This is a genomic window from Microcoleus sp. N9_B4 (genome assembly GCF_036701635.1).
Classification (GTDB): Bacteria; Cyanobacteriota; Cyanobacteriia; order Cyanobacteriales; family Microcoleaceae; genus Microcoleus.
Window position 1 is genome coordinate 15,832 of record NZ_JAUBRC010000037.1, and the last position, 20,962, is coordinate 36,793.

The following is a 20,962-nucleotide window of genomic DNA, read 5'->3' on the forward strand; positions in this document are numbered from 1 at the left end:
GTTATTTCACAAGATTGATTGCTGCGGTAAATCTTCCCATTGCTGAGCCTTCCTATCAAGCACCTGTTGCCACCGTCTCGCAGACCCCTCTCGGAAACAGAAAAGGGGAGGAAAAATCTTGGTCTGTTTTCCCTTTTCCCGAAGCTGGCTGGAGCTTAGGTTTTTGGCATTGTCGAAAATTGTGCAATATGTGAGTGAGTCAAAAAAAATTTTCACCAAGTTTTTAGCAGTCGAATTATTCTCAGCAGTAGATCTGCTTGATTTACGGGAACTTGAGGTAACGACCTGCAGGCAAATTATCGCTATTATATAATGCAATGTTAACTAACTGATTCAGGAAATTTGCATCGTTTTTATCATAACTTAAAAATAATCCTCTGTCAATCCCCCAATCTTGAAGAGTTTGTTGCCAATTCTGATATTTTTGTTCAGAGAATTCATCCGAAAGAGTTGTGACTTGAATGCAGAGGGGCTGCTGTTGGCGACTGCTAACGATCGAATCGGTTGCCATAGAAAGATCTGCAACATATCGATACAAAACAGTGCCTTGGCGATCGACTATCCGGGCTGCGATCGCACGAATGACGAGATCATCAGCCGGATCGAATTTACCAGCTTTCAGTTTTTGTTTCCAAATGTAAAATTTGCGATCGTTTTCGCTCAGCCATTTAGGAAATAGATAGCTGTACCAATACCTTTCCCCCGGCGTCATTAACTCAAAAGCGGCTTGCTGTTCTCTTTCCGAAGGTAGAGATTGAACTGCCAGCCAAACCTGAGAATCTCGGATAAGCTGCAGCAAAAAAGCCATCACAAATTTTTTAGCCGTTAGCGAACCGGGTTTAACATCTTTCACCCAGCGATTTATTTCATCCAATCTTTTCGCCAAACTCGGATCTATTGGATCTGCGGCGCTAATTAGGGAGTTGAGCTTATCCTTAATCTCTTGTGCTTGCAAACGACGACCTACTGTACAAACTAAACCAGAATTGTTGACACCTCGATTTTATTATAGAACCGCGCCAAATTTTCACCGCTGATTAGGTTGAACGCATTAGACTTGTTGCAAAATTTAGAATCGGAAATTTTTAACCCCAGATCAACGCCAATTCACGCAGATGGGTGTTGGCTTTGGCAAAATGTCTATTTTTAATTGTCCTGTGCCTCCGAACTCGCAAAAGTTGCTAACAATAATGTTAAGTCATCATCGGTGCGTTCGGAAACGCGGGGCGATCGCAAAAATGACTCTAACTGCTGTTTCGCATCATCTTCTTCTTTCCACTCGCCAGAAAACCGAAACAAAGGCGCAAAAAACGGCCCGTGCGGCGTGCCTTCCGGGATTTTGAGCGCTAGCATTTGCAAGCCGTCGGAAAAAACGGCTAAGTGTCGCAGTTTTTCCCGAAGTACCTGAAATTGCGCTGTTTCTATCGCATTCGGCGAAATCAAAAAGATAGTTTCGTTGATGTATTCGCCGCAGGGAGGTACAGTCAGGGCGATCGCATTTCCTGCACTATCACCCGCCACCGCCGCACCGTCGCCGATTTGAGCAACTGCGATTAATTCTGGCGTAGCAACAACCGCAATTAAAGTGCAGGCTAAATCTCTCGCAGCCACTTCCCGCACTTCCGCTTCTGCTTCCACCTGCGCCCGCGCGACTTGCAGTGATGCTGTCAAGAATACCTGCCATTCATCGTCATTTTGAGGCAGCCTTTCCTGTTGCTGGCAAATCGTTTCAACAACCGCTTCCACAGCAATTTTCGCCCCAACTTCTGCGAGTGCTGCGGAACCCGCACCATCGGCAACTGCTGCCGCTAAAACACCGTTTGGCAAGAGACGCCAGCAGTGGGCATCTTGACAAGGCTGCGATCGTTTTTCGTGGCTCGTACCTATCACCGATGCCGCTACAACTTGCCAATTAAAGGATGAATTCTGCATTAATAACTCTTTAACTCAAAACTTCGTAAATTCACAACTCTGCAAAGTCTGGACGGGTTTATTTATCCCTAATTACAGCACAGCACTTTTCTGGGTTCGTAGGTACTATAGCCTTTCTCAGAAAGATGAGGTACTCATGGGCATAGGGCATAGGGCATAGGGCATAGGGCATAGGGCATACCTCACTTTTTTGAGAACCGCTATAGCCCTTATAAGGACACGGCCGTGCCGTAGGGACACGGCACTCTTACTAATGACTAATGACCAATGACTAATGACTAATGACCAATGACTAATGACTAATGACTAATGACCAATGACCAATGACTAATGACCAATGACCAATGACTAAACTGTTCCCCATCCGGGTGGCGGCAGTGCTACTTGTTCATCAATTTTTGAGTGAGAAACTCTCTGCATACTAGCTGACAGCCAGATGAACATCTCTCTAAAGTCTAATCCTCTCAATTTTACAGGCGTGCGCTCTACAATTTGCGCCAGACGGGTGATATTAGCACCTTCCACTCCGACTGCAAAAAATGCCACGCGCTTATTAATTTCTTCCTCTTTAATCCGCTGTGCTGCTATTTCCACAACATCGTCTGATTCACCTTGAGGTTCGCCGTCAGTAATCATGAATACCCACGGGCGGTAGTAGGTAATGCCGTTGTTGCGGTATTCGGATTTGCGGGCGGCAATGGTATCTAATGCTAGCTGAATCCCTGCGCCCATGTGGGTTTGTCCTTGAGCTGTCAGCAGTGGCGTCTCAAACTGGTCGGCGGTAACGAAGTCTTGCACGACTTTGATTTGATTGTCAAATGAAATAATCGCCACTTCAACTCGCTTTTTAGCTAGTTCGTCTTTAATTAGGTCATTCCTAAAAATTTCCAGCCCCTCATTCAAGGCATCTATGGGTGCGCCTTGCATGGAGCCGGAGGTGTCCAGCAGGAGGACGCAGGGACAGCGCGGCTCTGGGTTTTCGGCAAATTCTACGGCTTCGTCTAGTCTCATGGTTCGGGGTTGACCTGGGAGTGGCTCGATTTCTAGGTTTGTTACTTTCTACCCTAGCAAGTAGGTGACATATTTAACTCAATCTGCCCGCTGGCGATCGCATTTTACCATTTACCTGAATCGATTTGAGATTTTTAATGGTAGATTTTAGATTTTAGAATTGGATGTCTGCCGTCAAAAAAACAAATTTATTCCTGCCTGTGGTAATATAGACTAATAGTATTACTGCAAAATAAGGATAAATCTTATGATTGCAACAGTCACACAGAAATTAACCTTTGACCAATTCCTTGTAGAATGTCCAGAAGATGGACTCTATGAACTGGTAAATGGAGAAATTGTAGAGATGAATTCCACCAGAAATCATGATGATTTTGCTGATTTTACGTCTGACTCATTTAAAGATGAAATTAAACGGCTAAGTTTAAATTATGTAGTCAAAAATACCGCCGTTATCAGAACTGTAAGTAAAGCCGGAAGCGAACAAGGACGGAGACCGGATGTCAGCGTAATCGATCGCGATTTGTGGCGATCGAACCGTTCTGCTTATGCTGCATTGCGAGAACCAATCCAACTGGCAGTGGAAGTAACATCAACAAATTGGGAGGACGATTATATAGACAAATTGGACGAATATCGGCGCCTCGGAGTTCCTGAGTATTGGATTGTCGATTATTTAGCAATTGGCAGCAGGGATTTTCTGGGAAATCCCAAAGTACCAACTGTATTTGTTCACCTTTTGGAGGCAGATGGCAACTATCAAAGAAGCGCGTTTAAAGGCAGCGAACGAATTGTATCGCGGACTTTTCCAGAATTAACGCTGACAGCAGAAGAGGTGATGAATGTTTAACTTCCGTTAATCAAGCTACCCCCGACTATTCTCCATAAACAATCACTAAAAATATGAAATCTATTTCTGATAAAAAACTTTCTAATCAAAAAGCTATTAGTCCTTGGAGTTACAAACCTTGGTGGTGCCAGCCTTGGTCGATTCTTTTAACTGGTACTAGCCTGATTAGTGGTAGTTGGTTTTTATTAAAAACTGTTTGGATAACTGTTTTAGTCGCGATTCCTTTATTAGCTTGGATGGGTTTTTTCTTGTTAGTTTGGCCGAGGTTGATGCTGTCTAGCGGAGTTTTAGATTCTCATCCAGATTAGGTTTTGGTGGTGCACACCCTACGTTTAGGTTTTGGTGGTGTGCACCCTATGTTGTGGGTAAGGTGCGCGGTGCACACCCTACCTTTGAGTGTTTCGCAGTCTAGGTTTGCGGGTAATAGTCTTGAATTGCTTTTACTTCCATCGGGTGGGATTTGAGCGATCGAATTCCCGCTGCTGTGGCTTTGGCACCGGCTATTGTGGTAATAATCGGGATTTTGTAAGTCAAAGCTGTGCGGCGGATAAAGATGCCGTCGGCGCGGGATTCTTCGCCGGAAGGCGTGGTGATAATTAGTTGAATTTTCTCATTCTTGATCGAATCCAACAAATTAGGCCGCCCTTCGTGCAGTTTCAATTCCAAATCTACCTGTAAACCTTGCTCTTGCAAAACTTTGCGTGTTCCGTGAGTTGCGACTACTCTGAAACCCAATTCTAAGAATTCCTTGACAACGGGTACAACTGCTAGTTTGTCCCGATCGCGCATCGAAACCAGCACAGTTCCCAACAGCGGCATCATTTGTCCAGTACCTAATTGAGCTTTGGCAAAGGCTTTGCCAAAATCGGTGTCAATTCCCATGACTTCGCCGGTCGATCGCATTTCTGGCCCTAATAAGGTATCTGTTCCCGGGAACTTAGCAAAGGGCAATACAGCTTCTTTTACCGAAACATGAGTGGGTATAATCTCTTCAGTAAAACCCAAAGCTTCTAGAGTTTTGCCAGACATGACTCGCGAGGCCATTTTTGCTAAGGGAACTCCGATCGCCTTGGAGACAAAAGGTACTGTTCGAGAAGCTCGCGGATTAGCTTCCAAGATGAAAACTTGTTCCCCTTGAACAGCAAATTGAATATTCATCAACCCGATTACTTTCAGGGATTTTGCTAATTCTACAGTCCAGCGGCGGATTGTTACCAAAGCTGCATCAGAAAGCGTTTGGTAAGGGATAGAACAAGCAGAGTCGCCGGAGTGGATTCCCGCTTCCTCGATGTGTTCCATAATACCGCCGATCGTCACATTGCCCGTCACATCGGCGATCGCATCGACATCCACCTCGATCGCATTCTCCAAAAACTTATCAATTAAAATCGGATGATCCGGTTCTACTAGCACGGCATAGGTCATGTAACGTTCCAATTCCGTATCGGAATAAACAATTTCCATTGCTCGCCCGCCCAACACGTAACTCGGTCGCACCACTACCGGATAACCAATCCGTTGAGCTACTATTAAAGCATCCTCAAAACTGCGTGCCAAACCGTTAGCCGCTTGCTGAATATCCAATTCCCGCAGAATTTTTTCAAATCGCTCCCTGTCTTCAGCAGTATCAATGGAATCCGGCGAAGTTCCCCAGATTTTTGTTTGTACGTCGGGGTGATTTTCGAGAGCTTTTTGTAAAGGAAGCGCCAACTTGAGCGGTGTTTGACCGCCAAATTGAATAATTATTCCCTCGGGATTTTCGGCTTCGATGATGTTGAGAACATCTTCTTTTGTTAGCGGTTCAAAATACAGGCGATCGCTCGTATCATAATCCGTCGAAACCGTTTCTGGGTTCGAGTTGACCATAATTGTCTCAAAGCCGTCTTCTCCTAGGGAATAGGAAGCGTGACAGCAGCAGTAATCAAACTCAATTCCCTGTCCGATCCGGTTCGGCCCGCCACCTAAAATCATCACTTTTCGTTTGGTAGAAGGCAAAACTTCCGACTCCGGCGCGAGACTGTGGCCCACAGGCGAAATTTTCTTTTCTTCATCGCCCAATTCCCAAATTGCCGCTCCCGCTTCGTAGGTGGAATAATAATACGGCGTAAACGCTTCAAATTCAGCGGCACAGGTATCGACTGTTTTGTAAATCGGAATTACGCCTAACTGTTTGCGATAAGCGCGGACTTGATCTTCCGATGTTTTGGTGGCGTAAGCAATTTGGCGATCGCTAAATCCCAACTGCTTTACTTCAAACATTGTCTCTTTTGTCAACTGTTCCAACCGCGTTCGTTTCAAGAACTTCTCAGTTTCCAGCAATTCCTGCATTTTATCCAAAAACCAAGGGTCGATTGCTGTGAACTCAAAGATATCTTCCACCGACATTCCCATCATCATCGCGTGGCGAACTGTAAAAATGCGATCGGGATTTGGCGTTCGCAATCCGGCGCGAATTTGTTCCAAACTCGGCAACTTTTCCGGTTTGTCGCACCCGAAACCTGCGCGGCCTGTTTCCAATCCCCGCAGGGCTTTTTGGAAGGATTCATTGAAGCTGCGCCCGATCGCCATTACCTCCCCAACCGACTTCATTTGCGTTGTCAGAGTCGGTTCGGAACCAGGGAACTTTTCAAAGGCAAATCGGGGAATCTTCGTCACCACGTAGTCAATTGTCGGCTCAAAAGACGCCGGAGTTTTCTTTGTGATATCGTTGGAAATTTCGTCTAGGCTGTAACCTACCGCTAATTTTGCCGCCATTTTGGCAATAGGGAAACCAGTTGCTTTCGAGGCCAAGGCGGAGGAACGGGAAACCCGAGGGTTCATTTCAATAACGATGAAATCTCCGTTGACAGGATTGACGGCAAATTGAATATTGGAACCGCCGGTTTCAACTCCGATTTCGCGAATAATTTTCACCGAAGCATCTCGCAGGCGCTGATATTCTTTGTCTGTGAGAGTTTGCGCCGGGGCGACGGTGATAGAATCGCCGGTGTGGACGCCCATCGGGTCGAGATTCTCGATCGAACAAATAATCACCACATTATCTGCCAAATCCCGCATTACTTCCAGTTCGTACTCTTTCCAACCAATCAAAGATTGTTCGATCAAAATTTGCGATACTGGACTGGCATCAATCCCGCCTTGTGCCATTTCTTCAAATTCTTCTTGATTGTAAGAAATGCCGCCTCCCGTGCCGCCCATTGTAAAAGCAGGACGAATAATTAACGGATAACTGCCGATTTGGTGACCAATTGCTTTGGCTTCGTCGAGAGTGTTGGCAATTCCCGAAGGGCAAACTGCGACCCCGATTCGCGCCATCGCTTCTTTAAATAATAGCCGATCTTCTGCCATTTCAATTGCTGGCAACTTAGCACCAATCAACTCGACTTTGTATTTTTCTAGAACGCCATTTTTAGCGACTGCAACTGCTAAATTTAGCGCAGTTTGACCGCCCATTGTCGGTAAAATTGCTTGAGGTCTTTCTTTAGCAATGATTTGTTCCAGGATTGCCGGCGTTAGAGGTTCGATGTAAATGCGATCGGCAGTTTCCGGATCGGTCATAATAGTTGCAGGGTTGGAATTCACCAACACTACTTCAAAGCCTTCTTCTCGCAAAGCTTTGCAAGCTTGTGTTCCTGAATAGTCAAATTCGCACGCTTGACCGATAACAATTGGGCCGGAACCAATGAGAAGAATCTTTTTTAAGTCTTGACGACGGGGCATAGGTTCGTAATTAGTAATTGGACAAGGTTGAGGATTAATTTGATATTTTGCATCAGTCTTAGAAACAGGCTTTCTAAGCTGTTCCCCCAAAAGCTTACTCAAAATAGTGCAAGTTTTGTTGTTAATTTGAAATTGTGCACCATTATCAGCATTTTGGAAGCAAAACCTCGCAACTCCGGCTGACAGACACCCCCAGCTAACCAGATATATTGATGAGAAAAGGGTGCAGTCGATCGGTAAATCAAGACTATTTTAAGTGTTGCGGTCAAATCGTGTTCTAAAATACACAATCCCTGTATTCCGCCTGATTAATCATTGTAGAGACTTCGGCCCAGGCCTGTCCTGACTGTGGGGAACGGGTAGAATTAACCGGGTTGGATGATGAAATTTCCCGTATCTTGCGGGCCGGGACGCCATCGCCCTCGGAGGATGTGACAATCGTAGATATAGCCATGTAGCCGGGGCGATGGAGGACACGGCAATGTCGTGTCCTCCATCGTGTCAACTTAAGCCCATCGTCCGCCAGTCCTCCCACGCGCCCATCAGTCCGCCAGGGAATGAATTCCCTGTCTAATAGCTAAAGTCCTCTCAAGAGGACTAATGAGTTTAAAAGTCTTCTTCTGAGTCCTCATAGCGAGGACTTGAGTTTTGAGGCAGGGGTTTCAACCGCTGTCGGACTGAGGGTTTAACGTGTTTGTTGACACGACGAAAGGCACGGTGTCGTGTCCCTACCGTATTTCATCCTATTTTTAGGCTTTGCGCGATCGGCGAATGAGTACGCTTATCACTTGTCCCGGCTGTGCACCTCGCTGTGGCGGACTCCAATCCCCGACGGCGGCAAATCCCAGTCGGTACAAGGTGTGGATGGTTTCTAACACGGCGGCGCGGGAACCGACAACCGTTATCCGCACGACTTCCTGTTCGGATACTGCTGAGTCGTCATTTGGACGCACGGATAAGTTATCGTCAGGTACGAATTCCTGTGACATAATATGATCTCCTGGTTTTTGGTTTTCTAGGAAAACCCAAAAACCCAGCCGCCCCGCACGTTAACACAGAGCAGGGCGGCTACAGAGAATGTTAGAATTCTCCATTAGCCTCCATACTGCTTACTCAGTTTGGCGGTTAGCTGTCCATTGCTGTTGGTAGCAGCTTTGGGCAGTGCAACTAGATTTTTGAGCGACGCGGGCTGCTTCCTCCTTGAGGAAAGCAGCCTTATTTTCACAGCGTAGCCGCAGATGGGGGCCACCGTCAATCGATTTAAGATTTTGGATTTTAGATTTTAGATTGAGATTTTTCTCCAACAACTCTATCGATTTTAGATTTTAGATTGAGATTTTCCTGCAACAACTCTCCGGTCTCTCCCACCCTCCCCTTCTCCCACTCTCCCCTTCTCCCCTTCTCCCCCTCTCCCAGTCTCTCCCTCTCCCTCAATCCAACCTAATAGATGAGGGAATGCGCCGAGGAAGATGTAAAATATGGAATCGTTCCAAAAGCTTAAAATCAAAAAACTAAAATACAGATATGCCTAGAACACCCAGCGAATATTCCGTGCACCTGCTGCTTGAAGGCGGCCATCGCGAAGAAGTGCGTTTCGCAACGCTGCAAGATTTTCAAAAGTGGTACAGCAGTACGCTGGTGCCGAAACAAGATTCAAGAGAATTTCTTAACGTCCCGATTAAAAATATTCAAGGCGAATACATGGTAGTTCGGCCTACCAGCGTTCTCGCAATTCGCGTAGAACCGATATTTACTTCTAGCGTCGAACGATACGATGAATAAGGAAAATAATCAATTCAGTAGGGAAGATTGGAAATTGAGCAAGATTTTTCGCTATCAGCTATTAGCGATCGCCTGTTGCGTTTTGGCGATCGCTTTTTCGGTGCCCGCCGTTGCAGTTCCGTCGCTGCAACCAATTAGTGTAAATCAGTTACAAGCGAGTGAATTGGAGTCGATCGCCTTTGACGCTCAAATCTGGGGCGAAAATGGCAAACCGGGCGATAAAGAATTGCTGTTAAGGTCGATCGACAACAGCCTCCGCTATCTCAATACATCGGCCGCTGCCACTGCTTACAGTCGCTATCCAGTAGCAGGAGTTACGCGCGATCGAGTCCGCCGTTCCCTCGATCGATTCCGCCAATTAGTTGTCAGTTCCACAACTCCTGCACAACTTCAGGAATCTGTCAAGCGCGAATTTGTATTTTACAAATCCACGGGCAAAGATGGCAAAGGAACAGTCGCATTTACCGGTTATTTCGAGCCAACTTACGCAGCATCTCGCACGCCGAATTCCGAATACCGCTATCCCCTGTACCGGATGCCGCCAAACATGGCATCTTGGCCGAAACCTCACCCGACAAGATTGCAATTAGAAGGCGAAGATGCTTTGCAGGGAAGCAAAGGATTGCTGCGAGGATTAGAATTAGTTTGGTTGCGCGATCGATTCCAAGCATTTCTCGTGCACGTCCAAGGTTCTGCGAGATTGCAGCTAACAGATGGTAGCGTGATGACCGTCGGTTTTGCAGGCAAAACCAGTCACAGTTATACAGGTGTCGGGCGAGAATTAGTTAAAGACGGAAAGTTTACTTTAGAAGAGTTAAATTTGCCGAAACTAAGGGAATATTTCACCAACTTTCCCGCAGATATGAACAAATATTTGCCGAAAAATCAAAGCTTTGTATTCTTCCGGGATAGTAATGGAGTTCCAGCCACAGGAAGCATTGGAGTGCCAGTAACTGCCGAAAGGTCGATCGCCACCGATAAAGCTTTAATGCCCCCCGGCGCACTAGCATTAATTAGTACAAAACTCCCTTATCCGAATGCTGCAGGACAACTCGAACAAAATGCCGTGAATCGGTACGTTTTGGATCAGGATACTGGCGGCGCAATCAAAGGCGCGGGGAGAGTTGACGTATTTATGGGAACGGGGGATTTAGCGGGCGATCGGGCCGGTTATATCAACTCAACTGGAGAACTGTATTATCCGCTTTTAAAGTAGATTAATTCTACTTCATGTGATTGTTTGCTGTGCGTCGCCATCCCGGACACGGCAATGCCGTGTCCCTACAGATATCGCCGGCAATCAATATGTAATCTATTTTTGATAATTGCTATAAAATAGAAAATACCCCACCCTCCCAACCTCACAAATGCTCGACAAAATTCTGCAATTCTTCAAACGACTAATTCAGCGGCTGTTCGGAACCCCAACCAAACCCTCCCCGCCTTCGGAAAATACCGCCCTCCGCCCAACCTTAACTGACGCGGAATACGAGTCGAAATTCATGGAAATCCTGGAAGGGGTGAATGCCGGCTGGAGTCGAGGAGATGTAGCGGGATTCTTAATCGCAAAACGCCTTAAAGATGGTGAATTAGCGGCTTGGCTGCGACGGTTTGGGGAAAGATTGTTAGAGGGCGAACATGATGAGACCGCTGCTACGGATGCGGTGGCATCGCTTCAGGAATTGGCGCAGCGGCTGGTTTTGTTAGGTAGAATTGGCAGCGGGGAATTGTCAGAGGTTGCGAGGCAAATTGGGCGGGAGATATTGACACGGTTTCCGCTGCCGGAGGTTGAGGAGGAGGATACAAAGGGGAGGGTGATTGAGGCGGTGTTTGTTGGGGATGGTTTGGGTTTTTCTGGGGAAGTGAACCGCAGAGGCGCAGAAGCTGCGGAGGCTGAATCGGAAGTTAATGTAGAGGCGAAAGCGTGGTGCGAGAGAGGGAATGAGCAGTATAATTTAGGAAGATTTGAAGATGCGATCGCATCTTATACCCAGGCAATTGCTCTCCAACCAGACTATCAGGATGCTTTGCACAACCGAGAGGTAGCGCAACGTAAGTTAGGCGAAATTCAATAGGCGAACTCGCTTGTAAGCTGTTGTGCATCTAATTTGACAGTCTATTTTTCTACAATTATTGTGGAACGGGCAGGATGCCCGTCTCTGGATTCAATTTAAATGCGTAGCAGCTTATCCATAATTTTTGCTAGTAGTGCGATCGGTATGATACTATTAAGAATTAAGCGCAGTTTTTGTCGCTAATTATTATACACTCAAATAGGAATTTGAGGATTTATAGCCTTTCTCAGAAAGATGAGGTACTCATGGGCATAGGGCATAGGGCATAGGGCATAGGGCATAGGGCATACCTCACTTTTTTGAGAACCGCTATAAATCCTCACTACCAACTTAATTGGTAAGGTGCACAATCCGCACCATAAAATATGTTTATCCTATGAGGATTAATCCCAAATCCTTGCATCCACAACCCAAATCGAATGACACAAGTAATCGGCATTGACTTAGGCGGAACCGCCATTAAACTCGGCAGATTTAGCGAAGATGGCATTTGTCACCAATCCTTAACTCTTCCAACCCCTCAACCGGCAACGCCAGAAGCAGTTTTAGCCGCGATGACCGATGCTATTTTACAACTGAATCCGGTCGAAAATGCTGTAAGTGCGATCGGCATCGGCACTCCAGGCCCCGCAGACGCCGCCGGCCGCATAGCCAGAGTAGCAATTAACCTCAAAAACTGGCATAACGTCCCCCTCGCTGACTGGTTGGAAGCTAAAATCTGCCTGCCAACAATATTAGCAAATGATGCCAACTGTGCCGGATTGGGAGAAGCTTGGTTGGGTGCAGGAAGGCACTTTAAAGACCTAATTTTAATAACTTTAGGTACAGGAGTCGGCGGGGCAGTTATCCTAGACGATAAACTATTTGTAGGTCATCAAGGCGCGGCCGGAGAACTAGGATTAATTACTATAAATCCCGACGGCCCGGAGTGCAACAGCGGCAATCGCGGTTCTTTAGAACAGTACGTTTCGGTGCAAGCAATTCGCCGGCAAACGGGTTTGGAACCGCTAGAATTAGCAAATCTGGCTAAGTCGGGAGATGCCAAAGCTTTAGAATTTTGGCAAAATTACGGGCGCTATCTAGGTATCGGTTTGGCAAGTCTCATTTATATTTTGACGCCGCAAGCTATTATTATCGGCGGTGGAATTAGTGCAGGTGCAGAATTTTTCTTGCCGAAGGTTCGAGAAGAAATTGATCAACGTGTACTGCCGAGTTCTCGCGAAGATTTACAGTTATTGGTGGCTGAATTGGGCAATCAAGCAGGCATGGTAGGCGCGGCCAAATTAGCTTTGCAGCTTGTTCAAAGTTAAAATTTAAAAAACCAGCGCATTTTACTGCGCTTTTTTCATATCTAAAATTAGGGTGCAATCTAAGCACTTTAGCTCAAAAAAAATAAAATGAATGTGAGGAGTTACTCAACATAGTCTCCCTTCATCCTTCCTTGTTCATGCTTCTAACTAATGACTAATGACTAATGACTTCTTCATGGCAGAGATTGTCCAGTCGTATTTTTAATGTATTCCTGAATTTCTTGATAAGTTTCCGGGTTGTTTTGGCGCAGGATAATAATATTAGTTGCGCTGTCAGGCAAGCAAAAGCTTAGCCGACCGTTCTGTTCGCAAGCAAAAGAGCTAATTCGACTCATATCGATCGCAAATTCTTTGCGGTCATAATGAATTTTAATCCACGAACCTCTAGAATTGCGATCGATGGTTTTTTTTAGGTAATCGAGAACTTGCTTGTAAGCCTCATAATTGCCTTGGGGATTGAGGATAATCGGCTGACTGCTATTAGGCAGCCAAAAGGTGAGACGCTTGTTATCCAGTTCGCTAGAAAAAGCACTAATAGTGTCAAGGTCAATTATGTATGTACTTTTCTCATAAGTAATTTTGCTCCAATAAGCCACAAAGCCTCCTCAAACCTGTGTTTCCTGGTATTTTAGGATAGTTTGACAACTCATACCATTTTAGATTTTAGATTTTAGATTTTAGATTGGGCATGACTGATGACTATCGGGGTTGGGAAGTTGCCTAAAGTTGCATTTTTTTGGGAAACTGGTATCACCCTTGAAAGCCGTAAAAAGTTAAGTAAAAATATCAGCATTTTTACCTTCTGCCTTCTGCCTTCTGCCTTCTGCCTTCTGCCTTCTCCCTTGTGGTACTAGCCCCCCAGCCCTAGCATAGGGGTTGGGGGGGAGGTTTTTCAGTCGTTGAGAATGCTGCCCGATATCTAGTCCGGTAAGTGCGACCCCTATCAAATCCTATTGGTCTGTTGGGCGGGTTTTGTAATGTCCATTGTCGGGGCGATTTGAATATTGTCTACTCTGAACCGCCCCTACAGACATCTAATATATCAGAACTAATCGATCGCACATGATATCAGATCAGTTTGCGACAACTTTCCCGGCAACCAAGTCGCGACCCTCATCTTCTAAAACATCCTGCTTTCCCTGGATGCTAGCGGCCTGGATAAACCCTTGAAACAAGGGGTGGGGGGCGCTAGGTCGAGATTGGAATTCGGGGTGAAATTGACTGGCTATGAAAAAGGGATGGTTGGGCAATTCGATCATTTCTACCAATCGGCCGTCTGGAGATGTACCGGAGACTGCATAACCTGATTCTAAGAAAAGATTGCGGTAGGCGTTGTTAAATTCGTACCGATGGCGGTGCCGCTCGTAAATCACTTCTTTCTGATAAAGTTTGAAAGCTAGCGTGTCTGGGTTGACACGGCACGGATACAAACCCAGTCGCATTGTACCGCCCAAATCGACTACATCTTGCTGTTCTGGCAATAAATTAATTACCGGATTTGCTGTATCCGGGTCAAATTCAGCGCTGTTGGCATCTTTGAGTTGAGCGGTGTTGCGCGCCCATTCAATCACAGCACACTGCATCCCCAAACATAATCCCAAAAATGGAATTTTGTGGTTTTTGGCATATTGAATCGCCGCTATTTTGCCGTCAACTCCCCGAACCCCAAAACCTCCCGGTACAACAATGCCGTTGATACCTTTGAGATAATTATCGAGGTTTCCCGATTCTAAATCTTCTGAGTTAATCCAGTGCAAATTCAGGTCGCAGCCGATCGCAATTGCCGCGTGCCGCAAAGCTTCGACCACCGAAAGATAAGCATCGTTTAACCGCACGTATTTGCCAACTAAAGCAATATCAATTTTGTGATTGGGACTGTAAAGCCTGTTGACTAAAGTTTGCCACTGATGCAAATCTGGCTGGCGATGTTCGAGTTGCAGCAAATTGAGCGTTTGTTGCGCCAAACCTTCCTGTTCCATCATCAGGGGTACTTCATAGATACTTTTAGCATCTTGAGATGTGATGACACATTCTTCGGGTACGTTGCAGAATTCCGACAATTTCTGTTTCATGCCCAAAGACAGCGGGCGATCGCACCGACAGACTAAAATATCTGGTTGAATGCCGATCGACCGCAATTCTTTCACCGAATGCTGAGTCGGTTTAGTTTTCATCTCCCCAGCCGAAGGAATCCAAGGTATCAGCGTGACGTGCATATACACAACATTTTGCCGGCCGACATCCTTGCGAAACTGGCGAATTGCCTCCAAAAACGGCAAAGATTCAATATCTCCTACCGTTCCGCCGATTTCCGTAATCACGACATCGGGATTGGTATTTTTTGCTACCCTGTGAATTCGATCTTTAATCTCGTTAGTGATGTGCGGAATCACCTGCACCGTGCTCCCCTGATACTCACCGCGGCGTTCTTTGTTGATCACCGCTTGATAAATGGAACCCGTGGTGACGCTATTGAGGCGAGACATGGAAGTATCGGTAAAACGCTCGTAGTGCCCCAAATCCAAGTCAGTTTCCGCACCGTCTTGCGTGACAAAGACTTCTCCGTGCTGAAACGGGCTAAGAGTGCCGGGGTCAACGTTAATATAGGGGTCTAGCTTCAAAATCGAGACAGAATAGTCCCGCGACTTCAAGAGGCGGCCCAAGGAAGCACCGACAATTCCCTTGCCGATGCTGGAAACCACGCCGCCGGTCACAAACACAAATTTGCTCATAGGATTTTCGACTTTAGATGTTTCTGTTTCTAGTTAAGGTAACACTCAACTCTAAGAGCTAAAATCAAAAATTGTCCAGCAGTGTTTGACCATTTATCAAATACGGCTGGGGATAGGACGAGTGGCCCACGACCTCGATCGGGCGGTTTGCAGGGGTTTTGAGCTGGTGGGCCAATTTCCAAACGGTTGATTGTTCATCAGTGGGCTTTGGGCTGACACCAGTCAAGGGCGATCGATCTTCTGAGAAAACCAGCTTCACGAAGGCTTTTGTTTCCTTCATGAAAAATAGGTCTCTAACCTAGCTGTCAAATCTGAGACACTGGTCAAATCTAAAACTGCCTCTCCTAAATTCTCTAATTGCTCACCGGATAACTGACTGATGCGAGTTTGAATCTGGGACGACAACGGGCCGACACGGCGCTCCAACAGTCGCACAACTAACTCCAACTTTCCTTGTTTGATGCCTTGTTCGATGCCTTGTTCGATACCTTGTTCGATACCTTGTTCTCTCCCAATTCTGGTAGCTTTGGTAATTGCACCGCGCTGGTCTTGAATAAAAATTTCTCGCCTTTCTAAATCTTCCAATTCATCAGGAGCGAGATTCGCTTCATTCGCAATTGCAAAAGCCTGCCGGAGTTCCGGCACATTTCCCAACTCTTCGGGAACCGACCGTAAAATTTGAGCAGTTTTCATGAAATATATCCACTTATCTGTCAGCGTTTCTAACTCCTGTAAGGTCTTGTCAAATTTTGGCAGTTCAACAAATACAAGTTCAAATTCATCAGCTAGATATTCGGTTGAAAAACTTTTTTCTTTGAAAACAAAGCGCGAAATCACTGTTTCCAGATCCTCAAACATTTGAAAATCTGTAATCGTCAGAGCAATCACAGGGTTTAACAAGCTGTAGCGGCTTCCTGTGGTTAGCTGCATTGAATAAGCTTTAGTGGCATTGTATAAAATTCGCTTCTCGAATGACTCTACATTCAATACTTGCATTTCAATAATTACCGTTTTGTTGCCATCAATCTTAGCTTTAACATCCAAGTAAGTATCTTTTACTCCCTTGATTTTGGGAGCTAAATAGGGATCGATAATTTCTAAATCTTCGATGACGGGCTGTGCTTCGTAGAGCATGGCATTCAAGAAACTAATCAAAATGTCCTTACTCTCAGCAGAGCCGAAGATTTTTTTAAATGCAAAGTCGGTTTTGGGGTTAATAAAATTCATGGCTTTTTCAATTTATTAGAGGTTGAGAGGTTGAGATTAGAGTTATTTAATTATTTAACTATCATCATACAATCTTCTAGGTTGGGTTCGCGGACGATCGCCCCAACCGACATCACCCCAATAGGGATGCAAGTGGCCGACTGCTGTCGGCCAGAGCAATCATAGCTTCGACAAAAGTTCCAGCGCCCAGTCCGCCCCTAGGCGAGTCAATCTAAAATCTAAAATCTAAAATCTAAAATCTAAAATCAGCCCTACGCCCTCGGTCATTTTTCCCAAAGAGCTAACTCAGGAACGTTTCGGCAATGGTAAAGTCATGGTAAACAAAGCACCTCAAGTCTGCTAAAAAAACAGCTATGAAGTTTGTCTGCGTTCTATCCTCTCAACGGTTGCTTTCTGCTGGTATCGCATTGCTCGCAGCGATGGAGTGTGGCGTGTGGCTCGCTCCCAATGGGGCGCGGGCCAATGCTCTTGGGGAAAATTATTCGTCTGTGTCGCCGAAAATCCTCGCTAGTAACGATGTTAATTGCAATGGCGGACGATCGCCACAAAATCAGTGTCCAGTCGGCGGTTTGTTCGTCAAAACCCCCAATACGACCCCAGAACAAGTCTTTCCTCTCAAGCAGACTGAAGTTAAAGCCAAAATAGCTGGCAATATCTCCCGCGTCGAAGTTGTTCAGAAGTTTGAAAATCCTTTTCCCGAATCTATAGAAGCTGTTTATGTATTTCCTTTGCCCGATGAAGCGGCGGTGGATGATATGGAAATTAAAATAGGCTCACGAATTATTAAAGCTGATATCAAACGCCGCGAGGAAGCTTTGGAAATTTACGAACAAGCCAGAAAGCAAGGCCGGAGTGCGGGTTTGTTGGAACAAGAACGCGACAATATTTTTACTCAGTCTCTGGCTAATATCAAACCGGGAGAAAAAATTGAAGTTACGATTCGCTACACCGAAAGTCTCAAATTTGCCGACGGCGATTACGAATTTGTGTTTCCAATGGTGGTAGGGCCTCGCTATATTTCGGGAAATTCGACCCCCCCCAACCCCCCCTTAGCAAGGGGGGGCGATCGTTCTGAGTCTTCAGGGGCGAGAAATACGACCCCCCCCAACCCCCCCTTAGTAAGGGGGGGCGATTCTCAATCCTCCTCCTTAGCAAGGGGGGGCGATTCTCAATCCTCCCCCTTAGCAAGGGGGGGCGATTCTCAATCCTCCTCCTTAGCAAGGGGGGGCGATTCTCAATTCCCCCCCTTAGCAAGGGGGGGGCAGGGGGGGGTTAATACCGATGCCGATCGCATTAACCCGCCTGTTTTGCCTCCAGGAACGCGATCGGGTCACAATATCGCTGTTTCGGTAGAAATAGATGCCGGAGTTGCGATCGGCGATGTCCGCTCTACTTCCCATCAAATTACAACTGACCGCAGCGGCAATATTGTACAAGTCCAATTAGCCAATTCAGACACAATTCCCAATAAAGATTTAATTCTGCGCTATCGAGTCGCTGGCGAAAATACTCGGGCAACTATTTTGACTCAATCCGACAAGCGGGGCGGTCATTTTGCTACTTATTTAATTCCGGCATTAAACTACAAAACTAATGAAATTGTACCTAAAGATGTCGTGTTTCTGATGGATACTTCCGGTTCTCAGCAGGGCGAACCGCTGGCAAAATCTAAGGAGTTGATGCGCCGCTTCATTCAAGGGCTGAATTCCAACGATACTTTTACTATTATTGATTTTGCCAATACTGCAAAAGCGCTTTCAAAAAATCCTTTAGCAAATACAGCAGAAAATCGACAAAGCGCAATTAATTATATCGAAAAGTTGCAAGCTAACGGGGGAAGTGAACTGCTTAACGGTCTTCAAACAGTGATGAATTTTCCGGTGGCAACGGGAAGGCTGCGGAGTATTGTATTAATTACTGATGGTTACATTGGTAATGAAAATGAAGTGCTCGCGCGGGTTCAGGGGAGTCTGAAACCGGGAAATAGACTTTATAGTTTTGGTGTCGGCGGTTCGGTGAATCGGTTTTTGATTAACCGTTTGGCGGAAGTGGGAAGAGGCACGTCTCAAGTAATTCGTCAAGATGAACCGTCGGCAGAAGCCGCAGAAAAGTTTTTTCGTCAAATTAATAGTCCGGTATTGACTAATATTCAAATTAGTTGGGAAGGAATGGGGGAAAAACCGGAGATTTATCCGATCGCACCCCCAGACTTGTTTGCGAGTGGGCCGCTGGTTTTGTTTGGCAAAAAGACCGATCGAACTAACGGCCAACTTCGCATCCGCGGCACTCTTGCAGGCGGCAAAACTTACGAGCAAGTTTTACCTGTCAATTTTGCTCAATCCGGCGGGCGGCAGCGAGAGTCAAATTCTGTCGCAGCAACCGCTACGGATTTTGGCAATCCGGCGGTAGCTCAGCTTTGGGGGCGATCGCGCATTAAAGATTTAATGAATCAAATGTTTGGTGGGGAGACTAAATCTCTGGTGGAAGCTGTGACTAATACTGCTCTGACTTATCGCTTGCTGTCGGAATACACGGCTTTTGTGGCTGTGAGCGAAGAAGTGCGAGTTGAACCCGATGGATCTCGTCGCCGCGTGCAAGTGCCTGTAGAATTACCGCAGGGTGTCAGCTATGAGGGTATTTTTGAGTCCGAGGGGGCTGAGCTAACTAGAGGCGGTTCTCGCAGCGTTACCTCGAATCGCAACTCGGCACCGGTGAGTCCAGTTCCTGCTATGCCGCGGCAGCGAACTTACGGTGAGTTGCAACCCCAGAAGCCTTTGGCTTCTCGCCTCCAAGTAGTTAGCGCCGAAGGGTTGGATGCCGGGGCGATCGCCGCTTTGACTCAATACCTGCAATCTGTTAATCTCCCGGCGGGGGTAAGCGGTGAAACGGTGTGGGAGTTATCGGTACAAGACGGCCGCGTTGCCCGATTGGCGAGCGACCCTCAAACCTCGACGCTGCAAGCAACAGACGCCGTAGAGAGTCTCAAGATGGCCTTGAGTTCCTGGCAACCTCCTGCAGGCTTCAAGGGCACGCTGCGCCTGAAGTTGCGAATAACGGTCGATCGTTAAGGAATGACTGTCTATGTCAAAAAACGTTAACTTTTAATTCAAAAATACCGAAAGGGCGATCGCTACCGCGTGGAAGATATAAAATCTTTATTAAGAGATTGCCTTTAAACAGAAAGTGATGTTAATGAAATTTATACCGTTTGAGGCAAACGCTAAAACAGTTTCCTTTCTGAAACAGTTTCCTTTCTGAAACAACCTTAACAGTAAAGATTTCTGGATCGAAACCCCCCAATCATAGAAGGTATGATGCCCTATGGAAGTTAGTGAACTGCTCAACAATTACGAAAAAGGACAAAGAGATTTTACTGGAGCCGACCTCAGCGGGAAAGACCTCAGCGGAGCAATCTTAATCGGAGTCAACCTTTCCCGAGCTAATCTTTCCGGGGCGAACCTCAGCAGAGCGTTTCTCACCAAAGCAACACTCAAAGATGCACAGATGCACAGAACAAATCTGAGTTTTGCCAAAATGGGTGAAACCCAACTCTCTGGTGCAGATTTGACAAAAGCTAATCTCAGCGGAGCTTTTTTGGTAAAAGCAAAATTGCCGAGAGCAAAGTTAAGCGGCGCAACTTTAACGGGCGCAAACCTGCGGGGTGCTGTGTTGTGGAATGCCAATTTGTGCAGCGCCGACTTGCAATTAGTTAACTTGCTGGGCGCGAATTTGACGGGAGCTAATTTTAAGTGGGCAAACCTTTACGGTGCAAGGCTCAATAGTGCAAAACTTTTTGGAGCTCAATTAACCGGAGTCAGTCTGCGGCGAGCGCAGTTAACAGGGGTGAATCTCTGCGGTGCAGATTTGAGCGGCGTCAACGTGAGCGAAGCTAAACTAATGGGAGCTAATTTGGAAGGCTCGAATTTGGTGGGGGCGAATTTCAGCGCGGCTCAGTTGCGAGGGGTGAAGTTGGCGGGAGCAAACTTAACCGGGGCTAAGTTGAGGGGAAGTTGTTTGAGAGGGGCCAATCTGAATTGGGCAAAGTTGTGTCAAGCTGATTTGATGTCAGCAGATTTGAGCGAGGCGACGTTAATAGGAGCTAATTTAGATAATGCTTTGTTGGCGGGAGCTATTTTGCCGGATTCTACTAGGCGCTATTTTTCCTTAGCTGGGGCTGGCAGAGTCAATTCTTGGGAAGTTAATGAGATTAATGGTTGATTGTTGACTGTTGACTGTTGACTGTTGACTGTTGACTGTTGACCGAAAGCATCCAGGATACAAGCTCCCGAATTTATCCGTGGGGTCAATGCTTCAATGCTTCAA

The 20,962-nt window shown here is 46.3% G+C and carries 17 protein-coding genes; 8 read left to right on the forward strand and 9 right to left on the reverse strand.

The genetic code is table 11. From position 1 onward, the window contains the following. Positions 1–262 precede the first annotated feature (262 nt). The 3 genes from QUA43_RS22205 to QUA43_RS22215 all read right to left on the reverse strand — a co-directional run bounded on the left by QUA43_RS22205 (position 263) and on the right by QUA43_RS22215 (position 2,943). Positions 263–955: a hypothetical protein gene (locus QUA43_RS22205; RefSeq protein WP_333376560.1), complete on the reverse strand. Its 693-nt coding sequence runs from the start codon at positions 953–955 to the stop codon at positions 263–265. Positions 956–1,146: 191 nt separating this feature from the next. Continuing rightward, complete coding sequence (locus QUA43_RS22210) at positions 1,147–1,932, reverse strand: PP2C family serine/threonine-protein phosphatase (RefSeq protein WP_333376562.1); 786 nt, start codon at positions 1,930–1,932, stop codon at positions 1,147–1,149. Between the two features lie 348 nt (positions 1,933–2,280). Further along, positions 2,281–2,943, reverse strand: a complete 663-nt coding sequence (locus tag QUA43_RS22215; RefSeq protein WP_333376563.1) for a VWA domain-containing protein — start codon at positions 2,941–2,943, stop codon at positions 2,281–2,283. A gap of 247 nt (positions 2,944–3,190) precedes the next feature. On the opposite strand from QUA43_RS22215, the gene QUA43_RS22220 reads away from it, so the two are divergent. Continuing rightward, positions 3,191–3,793, forward strand: coding sequence for a Uma2 family endonuclease (locus tag QUA43_RS22220; protein WP_333376565.1), 603 nt, complete (start codon positions 3,191–3,193; stop codon positions 3,791–3,793). 53 nt (positions 3,794–3,846) lie between these two features. Next, positions 3,847–4,101, forward strand: coding sequence for a DUF6737 family protein (locus QUA43_RS22225; protein ID WP_333376567.1), 255 nt, complete (start codon positions 3,847–3,849; stop codon positions 4,099–4,101). A gap of 100 nt (positions 4,102–4,201) precedes the next feature. Here QUA43_RS22225 and carB read toward each other — a convergent pair whose 3' ends face one another. Beyond that, the gene (carB, locus tag QUA43_RS22230) at positions 4,202–7,513 is read right to left on the reverse strand and encodes a carbamoyl-phosphate synthase large subunit (protein WP_333376630.1); all 3,312 of its coding nucleotides are present in this window, start codon (positions 7,511–7,513) and stop codon (positions 4,202–4,204) included. Between the two features lie 749 nt (positions 7,514–8,262). Further along, entirely contained in the window at positions 8,263–8,502 is a 240-nt protein-coding gene (locus tag QUA43_RS22235) for a hypothetical protein (protein WP_333376569.1), read from the reverse strand. A 535-nt stretch (positions 8,503–9,037) separates the two neighbouring features. Between QUA43_RS22235 and QUA43_RS22240 the strand changes: the two genes are divergently transcribed. The 4 genes from QUA43_RS22240 to QUA43_RS22255 all read left to right on the forward strand — a co-directional run bounded on the left by QUA43_RS22240 (position 9,038) and on the right by QUA43_RS22255 (position 12,680). Further along, positions 9,038–9,295: a hypothetical protein gene (locus QUA43_RS22240; protein ID WP_172192361.1), complete on the forward strand. Its 258-nt coding sequence runs from the start codon at positions 9,038–9,040 to the stop codon at positions 9,293–9,295. Then, positions 9,288–10,511: a murein transglycosylase A gene (locus QUA43_RS22245; protein WP_333376571.1), complete on the forward strand. Its 1,224-nt coding sequence runs from the start codon at positions 9,288–9,290 to the stop codon at positions 10,509–10,511. The genes QUA43_RS22240 and QUA43_RS22245 overlap by 8 nt, the downstream gene beginning before the upstream one ends. A 151-nt stretch (positions 10,512–10,662) precedes the next feature. Then, entirely contained in the window at positions 10,663–11,370 is a 708-nt protein-coding gene (locus QUA43_RS22250) for a tetratricopeptide repeat protein (protein ID WP_333376573.1), read from the forward strand. 419 nt (positions 11,371–11,789) lie between these two features. Then, entirely contained in the window at positions 11,790–12,680 is an 891-nt protein-coding gene (locus QUA43_RS22255; RefSeq protein ID WP_333376575.1) for an ROK family protein, read from the forward strand. Between the two features lie 173 nt (positions 12,681–12,853). Here the strand turns inward: QUA43_RS22255 and QUA43_RS22260 are convergent, their stop codons facing one another. The 4 genes from QUA43_RS22260 to QUA43_RS22275 all read right to left on the reverse strand — a co-directional run bounded on the left by QUA43_RS22260 (position 12,854) and on the right by QUA43_RS22275 (position 16,639). Beyond that, the gene (locus tag QUA43_RS22260) at positions 12,854–13,276 is read right to left on the reverse strand and encodes a hypothetical protein (RefSeq protein WP_333080303.1); all 423 of its coding nucleotides are present in this window, start codon (positions 13,274–13,276) and stop codon (positions 12,854–12,856) included. Between the two features lie 477 nt (positions 13,277–13,753). Next, positions 13,754–15,412: a CTP synthase gene (locus QUA43_RS22265; protein WP_333376577.1), complete on the reverse strand. Its 1,659-nt coding sequence runs from the start codon at positions 15,410–15,412 to the stop codon at positions 13,754–13,756. 64 nt (positions 15,413–15,476) lie between these two features. Continuing rightward, positions 15,477–15,692, reverse strand: coding sequence for a hypothetical protein (locus QUA43_RS22270; RefSeq protein WP_333376579.1), 216 nt, complete (start codon positions 15,690–15,692; stop codon positions 15,477–15,479). After that, positions 15,689–16,639, reverse strand: a complete 951-nt coding sequence (locus QUA43_RS22275) for an Rpn family recombination-promoting nuclease/putative transposase (RefSeq protein ID WP_333376580.1) — start codon at positions 16,637–16,639, stop codon at positions 15,689–15,691. The genes QUA43_RS22270 and QUA43_RS22275 overlap by 4 nt, the downstream gene beginning before the upstream one ends. A gap of 353 nt (positions 16,640–16,992) precedes the next feature. On the opposite strand from QUA43_RS22275, the gene QUA43_RS22280 reads away from it, so the two are divergent. Then, positions 16,993–19,707, forward strand: coding sequence for a VIT domain-containing protein (locus QUA43_RS22280; protein ID WP_333376582.1), 2,715 nt, complete (start codon positions 16,993–16,995; stop codon positions 19,705–19,707). 253 nt (positions 19,708–19,960) lie between these two features. Then, positions 19,961–20,857: a pentapeptide repeat-containing protein gene (locus QUA43_RS22285; RefSeq protein ID WP_333376584.1), complete on the forward strand. Its 897-nt coding sequence runs from the start codon at positions 19,961–19,963 to the stop codon at positions 20,855–20,857. Positions 20,858–20,962: the final 105 nt, after the last annotated feature.